This window comes from Hydrogenophaga sp., from assembly GCF_041633695.1.
Lineage (GTDB): Bacteria > Pseudomonadota > Gammaproteobacteria > Burkholderiales > Burkholderiaceae_C > Hydrogenophaga.
This window is the reverse complement of record NZ_JBFJMY010000033.1, coordinates 1-18,899: the sequence shown is the minus strand read 5'-3', so window position 1 is coordinate 18,899 and position 18,899 is coordinate 1. Positions and strand designations below refer to the sequence as shown.

The following is an 18,899-nucleotide window of genomic DNA, read 5'->3' as shown; positions in this document are numbered from 1 at the left end:
GGCGTGGCCGTGCGCGATGTCGATGGTGATGTATTCGGGCGCCAGGCCTTCGCCGACGAGTTGATCGACCGTGGCGTAGTCGGCCGCTTTCACGCCCAGCGAGATCGAGGCGAACACGCCTGCTGCACGCATGTCTCGCACAAACTGCAGGTTGTCCAGGTCGAAGCGGTGCATCACGTAGAAGTAGCCGTTCTGTGCCAGCCAGACGCACATGGGCACGTCCACCACCGTCTTCATGTTGGCCGGCACCACCGGCAGGCGGAATTTGCGCCCGCCCAGTTCCACCCCTGCGTCGCATTCCGAACGGCTTTCCACGCGGCATTTGCGTGGCAGCAGCAACACGTTGTCGTAGTCGAATATTTCCATCTGAAACCCAGGCTCCTGAAAAAGAAAAGAACAGGTGAGCGCTTGGCCTGGGTCCGGTACCGTTGGCCCGTGCGGGCCAAAAGAAAGCCGGGCGCAAGAATCTTGGGCCCGGTGGCCGATTCTAGGCTTTATGGGCCGCAGATAGGGGTTCTTGCGCCGCAGGCTGGTGTATGCCGTTCATACAGATAGACATATACCGCCATGTCCAGCGCCGGGCTTCCTACAATCCCTGTATGTTGTTTGAAGAATCCGTGTCTCCGTCCCCGCTGCTTGCGGGCCTGAACGCCGAGCAAGGCGCTGCTGTCACCCTGCCGGGAGAGCATGCGCTCATCCTCGCCGGGGCCGGATCGGGCAAGACCCGGGTGCTCACCACCCGCATCGCCTGGTTGCTGCAAACCGGCCAGGTGTCGCCCGGTGGTGTGCTGGCCGTGACCTTCACCAACAAGGCCGCCAAGGAGATGATGACGCGCCTGTCGGCCATGCTGCCGGTGAATGTGCGTGGCATGTGGATCGGCACTTTCCACGGCCTGTGCAACCGTTTTCTGCGCGCCCACCACAAGCTGGCCAACCTGCCGCAGACGTTCCAGATTCTGGACACGCAAGACCAGCTCTCGGCGGTGAAGCGCCTGTGCAAGCAGTTCAATGTGGATGACGAGCGCTTTCCCCCGAAGCAGATCCAGTACTTCATCAGCGGCAGCAAGGAAGAGGGGCTGCGCCCGCGCGACCTGGTTGCGCGCGACGAAGAGATGCGCAAGAAAATCGAGCTCTACGGTCTGTACGAAGAGCAGTGCCAGCGCGAAGGGGTGGTCGATTTTGGCGAGCTGATGCTGCGCTCTTACGAGGTGTTGCGCGACAACGACCCGGTACGTGAGCACTACCAGCGCCGTTTCCGCCACATCCTGATCGACGAATTCCAGGACACCAACCGCCTGCAGTACGCCTGGATCAAGATGTTCAGCGCGCCGCCCTTGGAGGGCCTGGGCCACGCGCACAACGCGGTGTTTGCCGTGGGCGACGACGACCAGAGCATCTACGCCTTTCGCGGCGCGCGCGTGGGCAATATGGCCGACTTCGTGCGCGAGTTCCAGGTGCAACACCAGATCAAGCTGGAGCAGAACTACCGCAGCTGCAGCAACATCCTCGATTCGGCCAACCAGCTCATCAGCCACAACAGCCACCGCCTGGGCAAGAACCTGCGCACCGACGCGGGCGCGGGCGAACCGGTGCGCGTGTATGAAGCCACCAGCGACTTCGCCGAAGCGCAATGGATGGTGGACGAGATGAAGCAGCTCGCGCGCGAAGACCTGCCCAAGACCGAAATGGCGGTGCTCTACCGCAGCAACGCGCAAAGCCGGGTGGTGGAAACCGCCTTGTTCAACGCCGGTGTGCCGTACCGGGTGTACGGCGGTTTGCGCTTTTTCGAGCGCGCCGAAATCAAGCACGCGCTGGCCTATCTGCGCCTCTTGGAGAACGCCAACGACGACAACAGCTTTTTGCGCGTGGTCAACTTTCCGCCCCGCGGCATCGGCGCGCGCAGCATCGAGCAGCTGCAAGACGTGGCCCGCGCGTCGGGCTGTTCCTTGCACGACGCGGTGAGTGGCGTGACGGGCCGGGCTGGCGTGGCCTTGGGTGGGTTTGTGGCCAAGCTCGACGTGTGGCGCGAGCAGACCCAGGGCATGACGCTGCGCGAAATCATCGAGCTGGTGCTGGAGCACAGCGGCTTGATCGAGCACTACCGCGCCGAACGCGAAGGCCAGGACCGGGTGGAAAACTTGGAAGAACTGGTGAACGCCGCCGAAAGTTTTGTGAGCCTCGAAGGGTTTGGGCGGGATGCCGTGGCGCTGCCGGTGGACGAACTGGGCCAGCCACTGACCCAAAGCCCGGTGAGCCAGGGGCTGGACCCCAACCAGCCCGTGATCGACGAGCCGCTGGCGCCGGACGTCGAAACCGGCGAAACGCTCAGCCCGCTGGCCGCCTTTCTCACGCACGCCGCGCTGGAATCGGGCGACAACCAGGCCCAGGCCGGGCAAGACGCGGTGCAGCTGATGACGGTGCACGCGGCCAAGGGCCTGGAGTTCGACTGCGTGTTCATCACCGGCATGGAAGAGGGCTTGTTCCCGCACGAAAACGCCATGAGCGACCGCGATGGCCTGGAGGAAGAGCGCCGCCTGATGTACGTGGCGATCACGCGGGCGCGCAAACGCCTGTACCTGAGCCACTCGCAGACGCGCATGCTGCACGGGCAGACGCGCTACAACATGAAGAGCCGCTTTTTCGAAGAGCTGCCCGAAGCCTGTCTGAAGTGGCTGACGCCCGCACAGCCGGCCTGGAGCGGTGGCGCGGGCATGGGTGGTGGCAATGCTTGGGACAACGGTGGGCGTCGCGGTACGCCGTGGCAGGGCGGCGCTTCGCTGTCACCAGCCTGGTCCAAGCCGGGCATGAGCAGCGGCCTGGGCAACAGCGCACCCGAACCCGACCGGGGCACGGCCATCAAGACCGGTCTCAAGGTGTTTCACAACAAGTTTGGCGAAGGCAAGGTGCTGGCGGTGGAGGGCAGTGGGACCGAGGCGCGGGCGCAGGTCAGTTTCACGCGCCATGGCGTCAAATGGCTGGCGCTTTCGGTGGCCAAGCTCACGCCGGTGGACGACTGAAGTCTGTTTCACGCGCCACCCGCCTGCCGAACGCAAAAAAAGAGCGGCCGAAGCCGCTCTGAACCCTGATGAAAGGGGCTATGCATCTCAGGAGCCGATCGCACCACCGTCTTGCTTGGTGATGGCGATGGTGGCCGAGCGGGGACGTTGGCCCGCGCCGTAACCGGCGTTGGCCGGCCACTGGCTCTCGAATTTCGCGGGATTGCCCACGTCGGCCATGGCGGTGTTCTCACCCGGGTGCTGGATGTTGATGAACAAGGTTTTGCCATCGGGTGTTTCGCAAATGCCGGTGATCTCGGCGCCCTTGGGGCCCACGAGAAAGCGCTTGAGCGTGGCGGGCGATTGCGCCTTGCCGGCGTAGGTGGTCACGGTCTTGTCGCCGTAGGTCAAGGTCTTCTTCGCACCGTCGCCCACATGGCCTGGCAGGGCGGCGAGCAGCATGCAGTTGGTGACGTCGGTGTAGGCGCCGTCATCGGTTTCGATCCAGCACACGCCGGTGGCTTTGCTGAACACCAGCCCGTCGGGTGACGACAAGTCGTTCTCGTCGGTGAGGTTGGAGAGGTTGACCGTGCTGCGGTCGGCGCCGGCTTCCGAGGCGAACAAGAAGATGTCCCAACGGAAATGGGTGTCGGCAGGCCTGGTCTGCGCCATGCGCAAGATGTGGCCGTTGACGTTGCCCTTTTGTTCCTTGCCACCTTTTTTGTCGCTGTAGTAGCGGGGGTTGGCGGCGTCGGTGGTCTCGGCCGTGCGCTTGCTGTTGTTGGTGAGGCTGAAGTAGATCTCGCCGTTGCGCGGGTTCACGCCACCCCATTCGGGGCGGTCCATCTTGGTCGCGCCCACCGCATCGGCGGCCAGGCGGGTGAAGATGGCGATGTCGGCATCGGAGGTGAATTCGAAACGCGAACTGCCGGCGATGGCCGGGTTGTTCATCGAGAGTTCGACCCACTCGCCCATGCCGTCGTCCTTGAAGCGCGCCACGTACAAAGTGCCTTGGTCCAGGTATTTGTCGCCGGCTGCGAGGCGGTTGTGTGGTTCGGCGTCGGCGCTGTCCCACAGCGCCTTGGACACGAACTTGTACATGTACTCGCCGCGCGAATCGTCGCCCATGTAGGCCACCACCGGCTTGCCCGACTCCACGGGCGAGAAAGTGACGTTTTCGTGGCCCATGCGGCCCAGGGCGCTGCGCTTGCGCAGCATCTGCGTCTTGTCGTAGGGGTCGAGCTCGACGATGTAGCCGAACGTGTTCATCTCGTTGCGGTAGTCGTCGCGGGCGCTGGCACCGCTGGCGCTGTTGTTCCAGCGGGCGTAGATGTCGTTGCTGCCGGCGCTTTCCCAGCCGTGGCGGCTGGCTTCGCCCGCCTTGCGGCCATAACGTTTGAGCGCCGTCACCTGCTTGTCTTTCTTGCGCGCGTCGTCGTCCTTGGCGTCGCGGAAGAAATAACCGAACCAGTTCTCTTCGCCCGAGACGTAGGTGCCCCAGGGGGTGGGGCCGGCGCCGCAATTGTTCAGCGTACCGCGCACTTTCGTACCATCGGGTGCGTACTTGGTGACCAGGTGCTCGCTGCCGCGCGCCGGTCCATGAATGGCAGCTTGCGACAGCGTGGTGACGCGGCGGTTGTAGGGCGAGCCCGGCTGGTAGGCCCAGCGGCCGCCTTCGCGGCGCATCTCGACCACGGACAGGCCGTGGATCATGAGTTCTTTGTCGACCTCGGCGGCTGGGCGGGGCAGGGTGGCCGTGCCGCCGTCGGCGTGGATGAAGAAGGAGGAGAGCTTTTCGTCGGTGGTCGCTTCGTGGTTCATGGCGATCAGGCCACGGGCGGAGCCGTTGCGCGAAGGCTTGCCCTGCGCGTCCAGGCCGAACCACTCCATGCCGTCGTGGTGGTCCCCGGCGCGCTGGTCGAATTGGCCGTCGGTGCCGTCGTTCTTGAAGGCGGGCACGTTGGCCGCCAGCGGATCGCCCAGGGCATAGACGATTTGTGCCGAATAGCCTTCGGGCACCAGCACGGTGTCGGCCATGCTCTTGGCCACGGGCTTGAAGCCCAGGCTGGTGATCGCGTGGGCCACCGGGGTCATGGGGGCACCCGTGGCGCAGCCCGCGAGACCGGTGGCGCCCAGCAGGCCCATGCCGGCCACGCCCATGGCGCCACGCAACATGTGGCGGCGGCTCAGCCGGGATTCCAGTACCTGGTCAAAGCTGGGGTTGGAGGATGTGTTGGATGCTTCCTGGTTGAAGATCTGATCGGGTCGCTGGATGTCGTGGGTCATGCTCGTGTCCGCAGGGTTGAAAACTCGTCAGAGTCTGCGTCGTTTGTGTGAAAGTTGTGTGAAAGCGCGTGGGTGTCGGTGGCGGTGTTGGCTTGGCGATGCCTGCGAAACATCCGGGCAAAAAAACAGGCCGCGGTGGCGGCCTGTTCAAGCGGCGTGCGTCACGCCGCTGGTGCACCCGGCCCATGGCGCGGGTGCGTCCTCCTGCATGTTCTCGTCATGCGCGCTTCATGCGTCAGCTGCCGATGCGGCCGCCATCGGTCTTGGTGATCACGATGGTGGCCGAGCGTGGGCGTTTGCCGGCGCCGTATCCGGCGTTGCTGGGCCACTGGCTGGCGTACTTCGTGGGGTCGGCGATATCGGCCATGGCCGTGGTTTCACCGGGGTGCTGGATGTTGATGAACATGGCTTTGCCATCCGGCGTTTCGCACATGCCGGTGATTTCGCAGCTCTTGGGGCCGACCAGGAAACGCTTGAGCTTGTCGGCGGTCGGGGCTTGACCGACGTAGGTGTCCACGCTCAGGGTCGTGGTGTCGGCCTTGGTGTAGCTCAGCGTCTTTTTCGCGCCGTCGCCCACGGTGCCGGGCAGGGCGGCCAGCATCATGCAGTTGGTGACGTCGGTGTAGGCGCCGTCATCGGTCTGTATCCACAGGATGCCGGTGGACGGGCTGAAGGCCAGGCCGTCGGGGCTGGAGAAGTCCTGGTCGCTGGTCAGGCTGGAGAGGTTCACGCTGCCGGCAGCGGCGCCCGACTCGGCGCCGAACACGTACACGTCCCAGGTGAAGACCAGGGCCGCATTGCCGGCCGCGCCTTCTTTGACGCGCAGGATGTGGCCGTTGACGTTGCCCTTGGAGGTGCTGGCGCCCTTGGTGTCTTCGTAGACGCGCGGGTTGGCGCTGTCGGGCGGCATGCTGGCCGAGTCGATGGCGCGGTTGCTGTTGTTGGTCAGGGTGAAATAAATTTCGCCGTTGTTCACGTTGGTGGAGCACCATTCCGGGCGGTCCATCTTGGTCGCACCGACCGCGTCGGCGGCCAGGCGGGCGTTGACCAGCACATCGGCTTGATCGGCGAAGGCGTAGGTGGCGTAGCCCGAGATCAGCGGGTTGCTCATGGCCAGCTCGACCCAGCTGCCACTGCCGTCGCTGGCGAACTTCGCCACATAGAGCTTGCCCGCGTCCAGGTAGCTGTCGCCGGTGGTGATGCGGTTGGCGGGGTTGGCGTCGGCGGCGACCCAGGTCTTGGTGGAGACGAATTTGTAGATGTACTCGCCGCGCGAGTCGTCGCCCATGTACACGGCCAGTGGCTGACCCACGACCGGTTTGCCAAAGGCGGCGCTTTCGTGTGCGAAGCGGCCCAGGGCGGTGCGTTTGCGCGGCATCTGGGTTTTGTCGTAGGCGTCCATCTCGACGATGTAGCCAAAGGTGTTGAGTTCGTTGCGGTAGTCGTCGCTGCCGTCGAGGCTGGCACCGCTCTGGCCAACGTTCCAGCGCGCGTACTTGTCGTCGGCGCCGCCGGTTTCCCAGCCGTGGCGGCTGCGCGAACCGGCGTTGCGACCGTAGCGCTTGAGGGACACCACGCTCTTGGCGGTGGCGCCACCGCGGGCGGTGTCGTCGGTGCTGGCGCGGGTGAAGTAACCAGCCCAGTTTTCCTCGCCGGTCACGAAGCTGCCCCAAGGGGTTTTGCCGGTGCCGCAGTTGTTCAGCGTGCCACGGGTCTGGACGCCGGTGGTGGAGTATTTGGTGACCATCAAGGCGTTGCCGCGTGCCGGGCCATTGAGCTGGATGTTGTCGCTCAGGCAGGTGAGGCGGTGGTTGAAGGCCGAGTTCTGGACCGTGGTCCATTTGCCGGCGGCTTGTTGCACTTCAACGATGGAGACGCCGTGGATGGCAGTCTCCTTGTCCACCTCGGCGGCCGGGCGTGGCAGGGTGGTGGTGCCGCCATTGGCGTGCAGAAAGAAGGAGCTGCGGAGTTCGTCGGTGGTGGCTTCGTGGTTCATGGCCAGCAGGCCCCGGGCGGTGGCGGTGGCAGAGGCCTTGCCAGCAGCGTCCAGGCCAAACCATTCCATGCCGTCGTGGTGGTCACCGGCGCGGTTTTCAAAGCCGGTGTCGGTGCCGTCGTTCTTGTACGCGGCGGTGCCGGCATTGAGCGGATCGCCCAGGGCGTAGAGCACGCTGGCGGTGTAACCTGCGGGCACCACCACCATGTCGGCCAGGCTTTTGGCGACCGCGCCAAAACCCAGCAGGGTTTCGGTGGGCGTGCCAGGTGCTGGGGGTGTGGTGGGTGCGGGGTCGTCACCACCGCCGCAGGCCGTCAGGCCCATGCCGCCCAGCACCACCGTGCCCACTGTGCCGGCGCCGCCACGCAACAGGCCGCGGCGGCTCAGGCGGGCCGCCAGCACGGTATCAAAGCTGGGGTTGTCTGAATGGTTGGAGTCTTCCTCGGCTTTGAGGGAGGACGACAAATCGGTGGGGATGCGTGCGTTCATGGGCGGTTTTTAAGTGGGGTTGAAAACCGCCACTGTTACCAGTGCACATGACGCCGTCGTGAAGCATGTGTGTAAACCGCATGACACCCGCCTTGGCGGGGTCCCAAAAACGCGGGTAGACCCCGCCAGGCTCAGCGCACCGGCAAGGTCATGGCCGGGTGCGTCTGCCCGGGCAAGTTTTCCATATAGCCCATGCCGTCCTTGACGCCCTTCTTGCCCATGATCTGCCAGGCGGTCTGTTGGCCGATCAAGCGGGCCAGAAACTCCAGCTCCTCGTCGCTGTGGTTGATGGCTTTGGCGGGTGTCAGGTAGTGGCCACCCTGCGGGCGGACCTCGCCCCAGAACGACTGGTGGTACATCGCGCGCGACTGGGCACGCTCTCCGCTGGCGGCCATGTCCACCGTGCCGTAACAGTTGCAGAAGTAGCTGCGTTGGTCGGGCATGACTTCCGTGTACACGCCCGTACCCCGAATGCCGGCGGTGAGGGTGGGCGTGACGATGGTGCGGTTGCTGCCGCGCCCGAACACGCTGACCACCGCGCCTGTGAGCAAGCGCAGCAGGCTGACCGTGTGCAGCGTGGCACCGCGCTCCACCGCCAGGCGCGAGTTTTGCCGCACATGGAAGGCGGCGTTGCCGATCATGAACACCAGGCGCGCGCCCGGCCCGGTGAGGATGTTGTCGCCGGTTTGTATGGTCTGCTCGGGTACCAGACGCTGGCCGTTGAGCAGGATGTCACCGACCAGTTCCACGATGTTGCTGCGCTGTTGCGCCATGGCCGCCGGCAGACCGCCCATGGCGGCCCAGGCCGCAGCGGCCTTGATGGTGTCGCGGCGTTGGAACCACAGAATTTCGTTTTCGCTGCGGCCTTGCAAAACGTGCTGGGTCATGTGCCTTCTCCATGCGTGGGGTGGTCAGGGGGGAAACTGCCGTCGGAGCCCGGGGTGTCATCGCCCGGCGCTTCTGGTTCTTGCGAGAAGCTGTCGCGAAAGCTGAAATAGATGGACGAAAAGAAGAGCGAGGCCATCAGCAGCACCGCTGGAAACATGAGCATGCCCAGCGCCTGTGCGCCGCCCAGCACGGCACCAACCAGACTCAGCGCCACGCCCACGCCCAGAAACACGCCGATCCAGCCCAGGGCATAGACCAGCATGGCGCCCTTGTTGCGCCAGCAGGCCATGGCGCTGAAGAACAGGCTTTTGGTCGGGCTCATGCCGTGCCAGAGCACCAGTGCCGGTGCGTGCCAGAACGCCATGGCCAGCGGCACATAGAGCGCCATGCCGATCCACATGGCACGTATGAAGGCCGGTTCGCGCACCACTTCGGGCGTGGGGTTGGCGCCACCCAGGTAGATGCGGGCAAACTCGCCGCCGTCGAACAGCGCCGAGGTGCCCATGACCAGCAACATGCCCACCGCATACTGTGCGCCCAGCACCCACATGGCGCGTGCCTGCACCCGGCCGCTGCGAAACGCGGTCAGCAGCAGCCAGGGCATGGGAAATTTGCCTGCGGCCGCGGTGCGGCTGGCCGCCATGAAACCGGCGGTGGCGGCGGGCAGCAAAGCCAGCGAGATCACCGCGCCCACGAGCGGGATGGCGGTGAGCACGGACACGGTGGCCATGAAGATGAAAAACAGGCCGGCCATGGCCAGTGGCTGGCGAAAAAAGGTTTTCAGTCCCAGTTGCACCCACAGCAAACCGGTGCGGGCGGTAACGAGTTGGAGTTTCATGCGGTGGTCAGGGCCGGGCTGGCTTGCGCTGCCCGGCAAGGTTCTTCCAGAAGACTGGTGCCAAGGACTTGTGCCTCGCGCACCCGGGCGCGCAGCACGCGCTCGAATTGTGTGGGGTCGTGTGCTTGCAGCATGGCCGCATCGCGCGGCAGATGCAAATCCCACAGGCGTGAAATCCAGAAGCGCAGCGCACCGGCGCGCAACATCGCCGGCAGCAGCGCGCGCTCCGGTGCGGTGAGTGGGCGCACCGACTGGTAGGCAGCGACCATGGCCTGCGCCAGTGCCGGGTCGTTGACCCCATCGGATTCGGCCGGGGCGTGCTGGATGCACCAGTCGTTCAGGCAGACCGCGAGGTCGAACAGAAAACTGTCGTTGCCCGCAAAGTAAAAGTCGAAGAAGCCGGTGAGCACACCGTCTTGGAACATGGCGTTGTCGCGGAACAGGTCGGCGTGTATGGGGCCACGGGGCAGGGCGGTGTAGGCCGATCCGGCGGCCACATGGTTCTGGTAGGCGAGTTCCGAGCGGATCAGCTCGCTTTGCGCCGGGCTCAGAAAAGGCAGGACCACCGGCACGGTTTGGTTCCACCAGTCCAGGCCACGCAGATTGGGTTGGTGCATGGCAAAGTCGCGCCCGGCCAGGTGCATGCGCGCCAGGGTCTCGCCCACGGCACGGCAGTGCGCAGCGCTGGGGCGCAGTTCGCTGTGGCCTTGCAGTTTGTTCACCACCGCAGCGGGCTTGTCTTGCAGCGTCAGCAAGATCTCGCCCTGCGCATTGGCCTGGGGTTCTGGCACCGGCATGCCTTTGCCGGCCAGGTGCTTCATCAGGTGCAGGTAGTAAGGCAGCTGTTCGAAGCTCAGGCGCTCAAATACCGTGAGCACGTGCTCGTGCGCTTGGCCGCTTTTTTCACTGGTGACGAAATAGTTGGTGTTTTCAATCCCGCCCTGTATGCCGCGCAACTCGGTGAGATCGCCCAGCTGCAGGGTGTGCAGCAAGGCTGCGGCTTCGGAGAACGAGACTTCGGTGTAGACGGCCATGAAAGAAGACGGGGAGGAGGGATTTCAGAAACTCAACACGCGCCAGCTGCTCTTGCCGGTGCTGCCGCCGCGCTGGCCCCAGCCTTCGCTGAGGTTTTCCCCGCCTTGCGCGGGGGTGATCTGGTAGCCGGGAAGCCCGTTTTTGGGCTGAACCTCGATGCTCTTGGTCTCACCGCCTACCCGCAACTCGTCCACGCGCGCCAGCGCGTCTTCGTGGGTGATGCGTTCAACCCGGGAGCTGGGTCTGCCGGGCGCCTCGTCGGTGGCGGCGGGCGGCGTTTGTGCATGCGCTGCACTGGCCAGCAAGGCGACACAGGCCCACAAGGGCAGGCGCGGGACGGCGGTGAAAAATGCGTTCATGCCCCATTGTAGGCAAGCGGCGTGGCGCGGCACGCCTGCCTTTGCCGGGCCCGGGCCAGATTCCCCCACAATCGGGCCATGTCTGAAGAAATTTCACCGCCCAAAACCCTGTTGCTGGTCGACGGCTCCAGTTATCTCTACCGCGCGTTCTTTGCCGGTGGCGAAAACCTGAGCACGACCTTGGCCGACGGCACGGTACAAAAGACCGGCGCCATCCGCATCATGATCAACATGATGCAAAAACTGCTCAAGGACTACCCCAGCGCCTACGCCGCCTGTGTGTTCGACGCCAAAGGGCCGACCTTCCGCGACGATATCTACCCGGCCTACAAAGAACAGCGCAGCCCCATGCCCGACGATTTGCGTTCGCAGATCGCACCGATCCACGAAGTGGTGAAGCTGATGGGCTGGCCGGTGCTCGATGTGCCGGGGGTGGAAGCCGACGACGTGATCGGCACCCTGGCCGTTGCCGCTGCCCAGCAAGGCATGGAAGTGATCGTGTCCAGCGGCGACAAGGATTTGGCGCAACTGGTGAACGAGCACATCACCATCATCGACACGATGAGCGGCAAGCGGCGCGACTTGGCGGGCGTGTTGGCCGAATTCGGTGTGCCCGCCAGTTTGATGGTGGATTACCAGATTCTGGTGGGCGACCAGGTCGACAACGTGCCCGGCGTGCACAAGGTGGGCCCCAAGACCGCCGTCAAATGGCTCACCGAATACGGCTCGCTGCAGGCGATCGTGGACAACGCGGCCAACATCAAGGGCGCCGTGGGCGAGAACCTGCGCCAGGCGCTGGACTGGCTGCCCACTGGGCGCCAGCTGCTCACCATCAAGACCGATTGCGATTTGAACGGCTGGGTGCCCGACCTGCCCTCGCTGGAGGCCATTCGCATGGGCGAGCCCTTGAGCGAGCCGCTGCGCGTTTTCTACGAAACCTATGGTTTCAAAGGGCTTGCCAAAGCGGTCGGTGCTACAGCCGCACCCGTGCCGACGGCGGCCAAGGCCGGCAGCGCCGCCGTACCGGGCTTGTTTGACGAGGCTGCGCCCGATGCCCCGAGCGCGGCATCCAACATGGCTTACGACACCGTGCTCACCTGGGATGCATTCAACACCTGGCTGCAACGGGTGGAGGCGGCCGAACTGGTGGCTGTGGACACCGAAACCACCTCGTTGGACGAGATGCTGGCGCAGATCGTGGGCATCAGCTTCAGCGTGAAGCCGGGCGAAGCGGCTTACATCCCCTTGGCCCACAACGGACCGGATGCGCCCGAGCAGCTGCCGCTGGACGAGGTGCTCGCCCAGCTCAAACCGTGGCTGGAGAACCCGCAAAAACACAAGCTGGGCCAGCACATCAAATACGACCGCCATGTGTTCGCCAACCACGGCATCGAAGTGCAAGGTTATGTGCACGACACCATGCTGCAAAGCTACGTGCTCGAAGTGCACAAGCCCCACGGGCTGGCGAGTCTGGCCGAGCGGCACCTGGGGCGCAGCGGCATCAGCTACCAGGATTTGTGCGGCAAGGGCGCGCACCAGATTCCTTTTGCCCAGGTCGACGTGGCCAAGGCGGCCGAATATTCGTGCGAAGACAGCGACCAGACGCTGGACGTGCACCTGGCGCTCTGGCCGCAGTTGCAGGCCGATGAAAAACTGCGCTTCATCTACGAGCTGGAAATCGCCAGCAGCGAGGCGCTCTACCGCATCGAGCGCAACGGTGTGTTGATCGACGCGCCCACGCTGGCCAAACAAAGCCACGAAATCGGCCAACGCATCCACGCGCTGGAGCAAGAGGCTTACGAAATCGCTGGTCAGCCGTTCAATCTGGCCAGCCCGAAACAGCTGGGCGAAATATTTTTCGACAAGCTGGGCTTGCCCGTCGTCAAGAAGACCGCCACCGGCGCGCGCAGCACCGACGAAGAGGTGCTGGAAAAGCTGGCCGAAGACTATCCGCTGCCGGCCAAAATCCTGGAGCACCGTGGCCTGGCCAAGCTCAAAGGGACCTACACCGACAAGCTGGCCCAGCTCGCTCACCCCCGCACCGGACGGGTACACACCCACTACGCGCAGGCGGTGGCGGTGACCGGGCGGCTGTCCAGCAACGATCCCAACCTGCAGAACATTCCGATCCGCACGCCCGAAGGGCGCCGTGTGCGCGAAGCCTTTGTGGCGCCCGCCGGCAGCGTGATCGCCAGCGCCGACTATTCGCAGATCGAGCTGCGCATCATGGCCCACATCAGTGGTGACGAAGCCTTGTTGCGGGCGTTCACCGCCGGTGAAGACGTGCACCGGGCCACGGCGGCCGAGGTGTTTGGCGTGGAGTTGGGCCAGGTGAGCGTGGACCAACGCCGCTCCGCCAAGGTGATCAACTTTGGTTTGATTTATGGCATGGGCGCTTTTGGTCTGGCCAAGTCGCTGGGCATCGACAACACGGCGGCCAAAAACTACATCACGCGTTACTTCGACCGCTTCGCAGGGGTGAAGAAATACATGGACGATACGCGTGCCATGGCGAAAGAAAAAGGTTACGTCGAAACCGTGTTTGGCCGGCGCCTGCAACTGCCCGGCATCCAGAACGAGAAGGGCGCCAAGCTCGCCGCCCTGGAACGCGCCGCCATCAACGCGCCCATGCAAGGCACGGCCGCCGATCTGATCAAGCTCAGCATGGTCGCCGTGCAGAATGCGCTGGACGAGCAGCAGCGGGGCACCAAGATGATCATGCAGGTGCACGACGAACTGGTGTTCGAAGTGCCCGAGGCCGAGGTGGATTGGCTGAAGCTCGAAGTTCCGCGCCTGATGGCCGGCGTGGCCGATCTCAAAGTGCCCTTGCTGGCCGAGGTCGGGGTCGGGCCGAACTGGGACAAGGCGCATTGAAGCGGTAAACCCCCACTGGGCTTGGGGCCCGGGCGGGTTTGTGCAGAACTTTGTGTATCGGTCAGAATCCGATGGCTTTTCAACCAGCTGGAGACGGAACATGCTCAACGACGACCTTGTACAAGACCTTGGCGCTTTGTTGCCCGGCCAATCGGGCGCAGCAGGCGCTACCCGGCGCACCGCGCTCAAAGCCGCGCTGGGCGTGGGCTATGCGGCGGCGGCCCTGCCCATCATGGCGCAGACGGCGATCAGAACGCCCGCCGATGGCCTCACCGTGGGCGAGGTCACGATCGACGTGAACGGCTTCAAGATGCCGGCCTACCGCGCCGCACCAGCGGGCAAGACCGGTCTGCCGGTGGTGCTGGTCTTGTCGGAGATTTTTGGTGTGCACGAGCACATTGCCGACGTCGCGCGCCGCTTTGCCCACCAGGGTTATCTGGCGATCGCGCCCGAGCTGTTCGTGCGCCAGGGCGACGCCCAGGGCTACGGTGAAGTCGCCAAATTGATCGCCGAGGTGGTTTCCAAGGTGCCCGATGCCCAGGTGATGGGCGACCTCGACGCCACCGTGAAATGGGCCGCAGCCAACGGCGGTGACACCACCAGGCTGGGCATCACCGGGTTTTGCTGGGGTGGGCGCCATGTCTGGCTGTACGCGGCACACAACCCGGCCATCAAGGCGGGTGTGGCCTGGTACGGTCGCCTGGTGGGGCAAGCCAGCGAACTCAACCCCAAGCACCCGGTGGACGTGGCTGCGGGCTTGCACGGCCCGGTGCTGGGTCTGTACGGCGGCGCCGACAGCGGCATCCCGCAGGACACGGTTGATAAGATGAAGGCTGTGCTGGCCTCGGGCCCTGCGGCGGCAAAAGCCTCGAGCTTCGTGGTTTACCCCGAAGCGCCACATGCCTTCCATGCCGACTACCGGCCCAGCTTCCGCAAGGAAGCGGCCGAAGACGGCTGGAAGCGGGCGCTGGCCTGGTTCAAGCAAAATGGTGTGGCTTAAAGCCAGTTATCCCCGCCAAAGAGGGCCGCAGCAGCGGCCCTTTTTTGTGAACCCCTGAAACCGGCCCCGGTGGCCCTGAAACCTTGCTCTTGAAGAACACGTTCGAAACATGACCCTGATTGCGATTCTGATCGGAACCATAGGCGCGGGCGTCGGCAGTGTCTGGCTGGCCGCCTTGCTGAGCTTTGCCATGCTGGCACGCTACACCCAGCATATGCTCAGTCTGGCAGCGGGTGCGCTGCTGGCCACGGCCTTCATGCATTTGTTGCCCGAGGCCTTCGAGGGCCAGGTGGCGGCGCACGAGCTGTTTGCCACGCTGTTGGCGGGTCTGGTGTTTTTCTTTTTGCTGGACAAAGCCGAGTTGTGGCACCACGGCCATGAACACCACCAGGAACCCCATGACCACAGCCAGGGGCACGGCCACGCGCACCATCACCACCACCACGAAAAGACCTCGGGCGGCTGGGCGGTGATCGCGGGCGACAGCGTGCACGCCTTTGGCGACGGCATTCTGATCGCATCGGCTTTTCTGGCGGATATGCGTCTGGGCGTGGTGGCGGCGTTGGCGGTGCTGGCGCACGAGGTGCCGCACCACATGGGCGATCTGATCGTGTTGCGCCAGACCTCGGGCACACAGCGCACCGCCTTGCTCAAGGTGTCGCTGGCGGGCACGGTGACCGCGATCGGTGGTTTGCTGGGCTATTGGCTGTTGTCCAGTCTGGAGGGCTATCTGCCGTATTTCCTGGTGATCGCCTCCAGCAGTTTTGTCTACGTGGCCCTGGCCGATTTGATCCCGCAGTTGCAAAAGCGGCTGGGCCTGCGCGAAACCGCCACCCAGGTGGCTTGGCTGGCGCTGGGCATAGGCGGGGTCACTTTGGTGAGCGGCCTGGCCCACTGGCACTGAGCCGCCCTCCTGTGCATCCATAAAAAAGGGGAGCCCGTGGGCTCCCCTTTTTCTTAGACCGTTGACGCGGTTTACATCGTGTCGATGAAACTGCGCAGCTTGTCCGAGCGGCTCGGGTGCTTGAGCTTGCGCACCGCCTTGCTTTCGATCTGGCGGATGCGCTCGCGCGTCACGTCGAACTGCTTGCCCACTTCTTCCAGTGTGTGGTCGGTGGACATTTCGATACCGAAGCGCATGCGCAACACCTTGGCTTCGCGTGGCGTGAGGCTGTCGAGGATTTCCTTGACCACGTCGCGCAGGCCGGCTTGCATCGCGGCCTCGATGGGCGCGGTGTTGGCCTGGTCTTCGATGAAGTCGCCCAGGTGCGAATCGTCGTCGTCGCCGATGGGGGTTTCCATCGAGATCGGCTCTTTCGCGATCTTCATGATCTTGCGGATCTTGTCCTCGGGCATCTCCATCTTTTCGGCCAGGATGGACGCATCGGGCTCAAAGCCGAACTCTTGCAAGTGCTGGCGGCTGATGCGGTTCATCTTGTTGATGGTTTCGATCATGTGCACCGGGATGCGGATGGTGCGCGCCTGGTCGGCGATCGAACGCGTGATGGCCTGGCGGATCCACCACGTGGCATAGGTCGAGAACTTGTAGCCGCGGCGGTATTCGAATTTGTCCACCGCCTTCATCAGACCGATGTTGCCTTCCTGGATCAAGTCGAGGAACTGCAGGCCACGGTTGGTGTACTTCTTCGCGATCGAGATCACCAGGCGCAGGTTGGCCTCGATCATCTCTTTCTTGGCGCCGCGCGAGGTGTACTCACCTTCGTTCATGCGCTTGTTGATGTCTTTCAAATGCGTGAGCGGCACCACCACGCTGTTCTGGATGTCGAGCAAGCCTTGCTGCAACTCCTGCACCGGCGGGATGTTGCGTTCCATGATCACGCTCCAGGGCTTGCCTGCAGCCGCTTGCTTGACCACCCACTCCTGGTTCAGCAGGTTGGCCGGAAAGGCAGCGATGAACTTCTCTTGCGGCATGCCGCACTTGTCCACGATGATGCGGCGCAGTTCGCGTTCTTTCTTGCGCACCTCGTCCACCTGGTTGCGCATGGTGCTGCAGAGCTTTTCAATCGTCTTGGCGGTGAAGCGGATCGACATCAGCGTCTCGGTGATGGCTTTCTGTGTCTTCACATAGGTCGGCGTTCCGTAGCCTTCCTTGTCATAGGTTTTGTGCAATTTTTCGAACTGGGCACGCATCTGGTCGAAGCGGTCCAGCGCTTCGCGCTTGAGTTCTTCGAGCTTGCGTGTGAGCGCCTTGGAGCCGCCCTTGCCGTCGTCATCGTCTTCTTCGTCGTACTCGTCGAAGTCTTCTTCGGCCACGTAGTCGTCGGCCTCGTTGGCGTCGGCAAAGCCGTCGACCACGGTGGAGATGACGATCTTGCCTTCGCGGATGTCTTCGGCCAGGACCAGTATCTCGGCGATGGTGGCCGGGCTTTCGCTGATGGCCGCCATCATGTCGTTCAAGCCACCTTCGATGCGCTTGGCAATCTCGATCTCGCCTTCGCGGGTCAGCAGTTCGACTGTGCCCATCTCGCGCATGTACATGCGCACCGGGTCGGTGGTGCGGCCGAACTCGCTGTCCACCGTGGACAAGGCAGCTTCGGCGGCTTCTTCGGCTTCTTCTTCGCTGGAGCCCGAGGGCGCGTTGTCGGTGATGATCAGCGCTTCGGCATCGGGCGTTTGCTCGTACACGGCCACACCCATGTCGTTCAACATGGCGATCACGACCTCCAGGGTCTCGGCGTCGACCAGCTTGTCGGGCAGGTGGTCGTTGATCTCGCCGTGCGTGAGGTAGCCACGCGTCTTGCCCAGTTTGATCAGGGCCTTGATGTGCTCGCGGCGGGTCTTGGCTTCTTCTTCGGACAGGACGGTTTCGTCCAGGCCGAATTCCTTCATCAGCGCGCGTTCTTTCGCCTTGCTGATCTTCATGCGCAGCGGCTTGACCTTTTCCACCACTTGGGTGGTATCGGTGGACTCGACCTCGGGCTCGCCTTCGAGGTCGTCCTCGATGTCGGACATGTCGGTGTCGTCGTCATCGCCGCGGCTCTTGCCTTTGGCGGCGGCTTTGGGCTTGGGACCGCGCTTGGCGCCGGTGGTTTTCGCGGCAGGCTTGGCTGCGGCGGCTTTGACGACGCGGGCCGGTTTCTTGGTGGTGTCCAGTTCGGTGGCTTCGGACGCGGTTTTTGAGGTGGCCGATTTGGCAGCGGGTTTGGCAGGCGTGGTCACAGCGGGCGCTTTCTTTTTGGGTGTGGCAGGGGCTACCGCGTTCGGGCTGGCCTTTTTGGCGACTCTTGGACTGGACACGGCAGGCGTACTGGACTTCTTAGCGGGCATGGATACCTCAAAAAAAACGTCAACTTAGGACCGGCAGAACAGACAAAAAGCGCCAAGAGGCTGCACAAAGCAGCGACCCCGGTGTTTTTGTGGGCACACGACCCGCCTTTCGCCGGAAAGGGCAGGTTGCAAGCTGTTTGGGCGATCATTTGGTGTGCAGTCCTTGCGGAGGGTTCCGTCAGGGCCGGGCTGTGATGCCGTGGAGCCGCTGAGGTGGCCAGGATGTTGATCCATGCGCCCCTGTTCGTGGGGGCTGGGCCGATGCCGGAGGTGCTGCTGTCGCGCTTGCGGTGCAAAAAAGGATTATACCGCCGAGCTGCCGATTCTGTGCTCCAAGGCCTTGCGCTGCGCCTGCAGCTCGCGGTAGCGTTCAATTTGGCCCGGGTCGCTGGCGGCCAGGGCGATGGCCTCGCTTTCCTGGGCTTTGAGGTGTTCGATGCGCAAGCGGGTCATCACCTCACGCACTTCTTCGGCTTCGTTGTCCGACTCGGCGCTGTCCACGACCTGGGCCACCTGGGCGCAGACAAAGGCCTCGTGCTCGTGGCCGCGCAGGGCTTCGCGCAGGGCCGCCCAGGGCTGCACGCCGTGCTCGTGCACCTGTGATTCGAGCCAGGCGAAGACCGGCCCCTGGGGCGCGGGCAGGTGCGCCAGCATGGCGTGGTCGTCGGCGGACAAGGCATCCCAGGCGGACGAATCGGCCAGCAACAGCCCCACGGCGCGGTCGGCCCGGCTGCCGCCGGTGTGGCGCACACCCAGCATGCGTGGCGGCTGTGGTGGGCCTTTTCGCCACTTTGAGTAGCCTTTTTTGCCTTGACCGTTGTCCCAGCTCTGGCTGTTGCCGCTGGGGCGG

At 64.0% G+C, this 18,899-nt stretch carries 12 protein-coding genes and 1 pseudogene; 4 read left to right on the top strand and 9 right to left on the bottom strand.

The genetic code is table 11. The features are described 5' to 3' along the window. A partial coding sequence (locus ABYB95_RS03645; protein ID WP_372657087.1) for an IMP dehydrogenase occupies window positions 1-366 on the bottom strand: 366 nt, incomplete at its 3' end. A 233-nt stretch (window positions 367-599) separates the two neighbouring features. Here ABYB95_RS03645 and ABYB95_RS03640 point away from each other — a divergent pair. Beyond that, window positions 600-3,017, top strand: a complete 2,418-nt coding sequence (locus ABYB95_RS03640; protein WP_372657086.1) for a UvrD-helicase domain-containing protein — start codon at window positions 600-602, stop codon at window positions 3,015-3,017. An 87-nt stretch (window positions 3,018-3,104) separates the two neighbouring features. Here the strand turns inward: ABYB95_RS03640 and ABYB95_RS03635 are convergent, their stop codons facing one another. From ABYB95_RS03635 to ABYB95_RS03610, 6 genes are all read right to left on the bottom strand, one after another. After that, a complete protein-coding gene (locus ABYB95_RS03635) occupies window positions 3,105-5,282 on the bottom strand; it encodes a PhoX family phosphatase (RefSeq protein ID WP_372657085.1) in 2,178 nt (725 codons plus the stop codon). Window positions 5,283-5,517: 235 nt separating this feature from the next. Continuing rightward, window positions 5,518-7,767 carry a PhoX family phosphatase gene (locus ABYB95_RS03630; RefSeq protein WP_372657084.1) on the bottom strand — a complete coding sequence of 750 codons (2,250 nt, stop codon included), beginning with the start codon at window positions 7,765-7,767 and terminating at the stop codon, window positions 5,518-5,520. A 131-nt stretch (window positions 7,768-7,898) separates the two neighbouring features. Further along, window positions 7,899-8,654, bottom strand: a complete 756-nt coding sequence (locus ABYB95_RS03625) for an iron dicitrate transport regulator FecR (RefSeq protein WP_372657083.1) — start codon at window positions 8,652-8,654, stop codon at window positions 7,899-7,901. Next, the gene (locus ABYB95_RS03620; RefSeq protein WP_372657082.1) at window positions 8,651-9,493 is read right to left on the bottom strand and encodes a BPSS1780 family membrane protein; all 843 of its coding nucleotides are present in this window, start codon (window positions 9,491-9,493) and stop codon (window positions 8,651-8,653) included. Before ABYB95_RS03620 ends, ABYB95_RS03625 begins: the two co-directional genes overlap by 4 nt. Then, entirely contained in the window at window positions 9,490-10,527 is a 1,038-nt protein-coding gene (locus tag ABYB95_RS03615) for a homoserine kinase (RefSeq protein WP_372657081.1), read from the bottom strand. Before ABYB95_RS03615 ends, ABYB95_RS03620 begins: the two co-directional genes overlap by 4 nt. A gap of 24 nt (window positions 10,528-10,551) precedes the next feature. Further along, window positions 10,552-10,887, bottom strand: coding sequence for a hypothetical protein (locus ABYB95_RS03610; RefSeq protein ID WP_372657080.1), 336 nt, complete (start codon window positions 10,885-10,887; stop codon window positions 10,552-10,554). Window positions 10,888-10,965: 78 nt separating this feature from the next. On the opposite strand from ABYB95_RS03610, the gene polA reads away from it, so the two are divergent. The 3 genes from polA (at window position 10,966) to ABYB95_RS03595 (ending at window position 15,665) form a co-directional block, all read left to right on the top strand. Continuing rightward, window positions 10,966-13,761: a DNA polymerase I gene (gene polA, locus ABYB95_RS03605; protein WP_372657079.1), complete on the top strand. Its 2,796-nt coding sequence runs from the start codon at window positions 10,966-10,968 to the stop codon at window positions 13,759-13,761. 100 nt (window positions 13,762-13,861) lie between these two features. Beyond that, window positions 13,862-14,761 carry a dienelactone hydrolase family protein gene (locus tag ABYB95_RS03600; RefSeq protein WP_372657078.1) on the top strand — a complete coding sequence of 300 codons (900 nt, stop codon included), beginning with the start codon at window positions 13,862-13,864 and terminating at the stop codon, window positions 14,759-14,761. 109 nt (window positions 14,762-14,870) lie between these two features. After that, window positions 14,871-15,665 carry a ZIP family metal transporter gene (locus ABYB95_RS03595; protein ID WP_372657077.1) on the top strand — a complete coding sequence of 265 codons (795 nt, stop codon included), beginning with the start codon at window positions 14,871-14,873 and terminating at the stop codon, window positions 15,663-15,665. Window positions 15,666-15,736: 71 nt separating this feature from the next. Here ABYB95_RS03595 and rpoD read toward each other — a convergent pair whose 3' ends face one another. Together rpoD and ABYB95_RS03585 are read right to left on the bottom strand one after the other, a co-directional pair. Then, window positions 15,737-18,049 (bottom strand): RNA polymerase sigma factor RpoD, encoded by a 2,313-nt coding sequence (gene rpoD, locus ABYB95_RS03590; protein WP_372657076.1) that lies wholly within the window; start codon window positions 18,047-18,049, stop codon window positions 15,737-15,739. Window positions 18,050-18,352: 303 nt separating this feature from the next. After that, window positions 18,353-18,899: pseudogene (locus ABYB95_RS03585) on the bottom strand (DNA primase); the annotation flags it as partial.

Coding starts and splice junctions, on each gene's coding strand:
- ABYB95_RS03610 (WP_372657080.1), bottom strand. CDS start 10,887: ATGAACGCATTTTTCACCGCCGTCCCGCGCCTGCCCTTGTGGGCCTGT.
- ABYB95_RS03625 (WP_372657083.1), bottom strand. CDS start 8,654: ATGACCCAGCACGTTTTGCAAGGCCGCAGCGAAAACGAAATTCTGTGG.
- ABYB95_RS03595 (WP_372657077.1), top strand. CDS start 14,871: ATGACCCTGATTGCGATTCTGATCGGAACCATAGGCGCGGGCGTCGGC.
- ABYB95_RS03640 (WP_372657086.1), top strand. CDS start 600: ATGTTGTTTGAAGAATCCGTGTCTCCGTCCCCGCTGCTTGCGGGCCTG.
- polA (WP_372657079.1), top strand. CDS start 10,966: ATGTCTGAAGAAATTTCACCGCCCAAAACCCTGTTGCTGGTCGACGGC.
- ABYB95_RS03615 (WP_372657081.1), bottom strand. CDS start 10,527: ATGGCCGTCTACACCGAAGTCTCGTTCTCCGAAGCCGCAGCCTTGCTG.
- ABYB95_RS03635 (WP_372657085.1), bottom strand. CDS start 5,282: ATGACCCACGACATCCAGCGACCCGATCAGATCTTCAACCAGGAAGCA.
- ABYB95_RS03630 (WP_372657084.1), bottom strand. CDS start 7,767: ATGAACGCACGCATCCCCACCGATTTGTCGTCCTCCCTCAAAGCCGAG.
- ABYB95_RS03620 (WP_372657082.1), bottom strand. CDS start 9,493: ATGAAACTCCAACTCGTTACCGCCCGCACCGGTTTGCTGTGGGTGCAA.
- ABYB95_RS03600 (WP_372657078.1), top strand. CDS start 13,862: ATGCTCAACGACGACCTTGTACAAGACCTTGGCGCTTTGTTGCCCGGC.
- rpoD (WP_372657076.1), bottom strand. CDS start 18,049: ATGCCCGCTAAGAAGTCCAGTACGCCTGCCGTGTCCAGTCCAAGAGTC.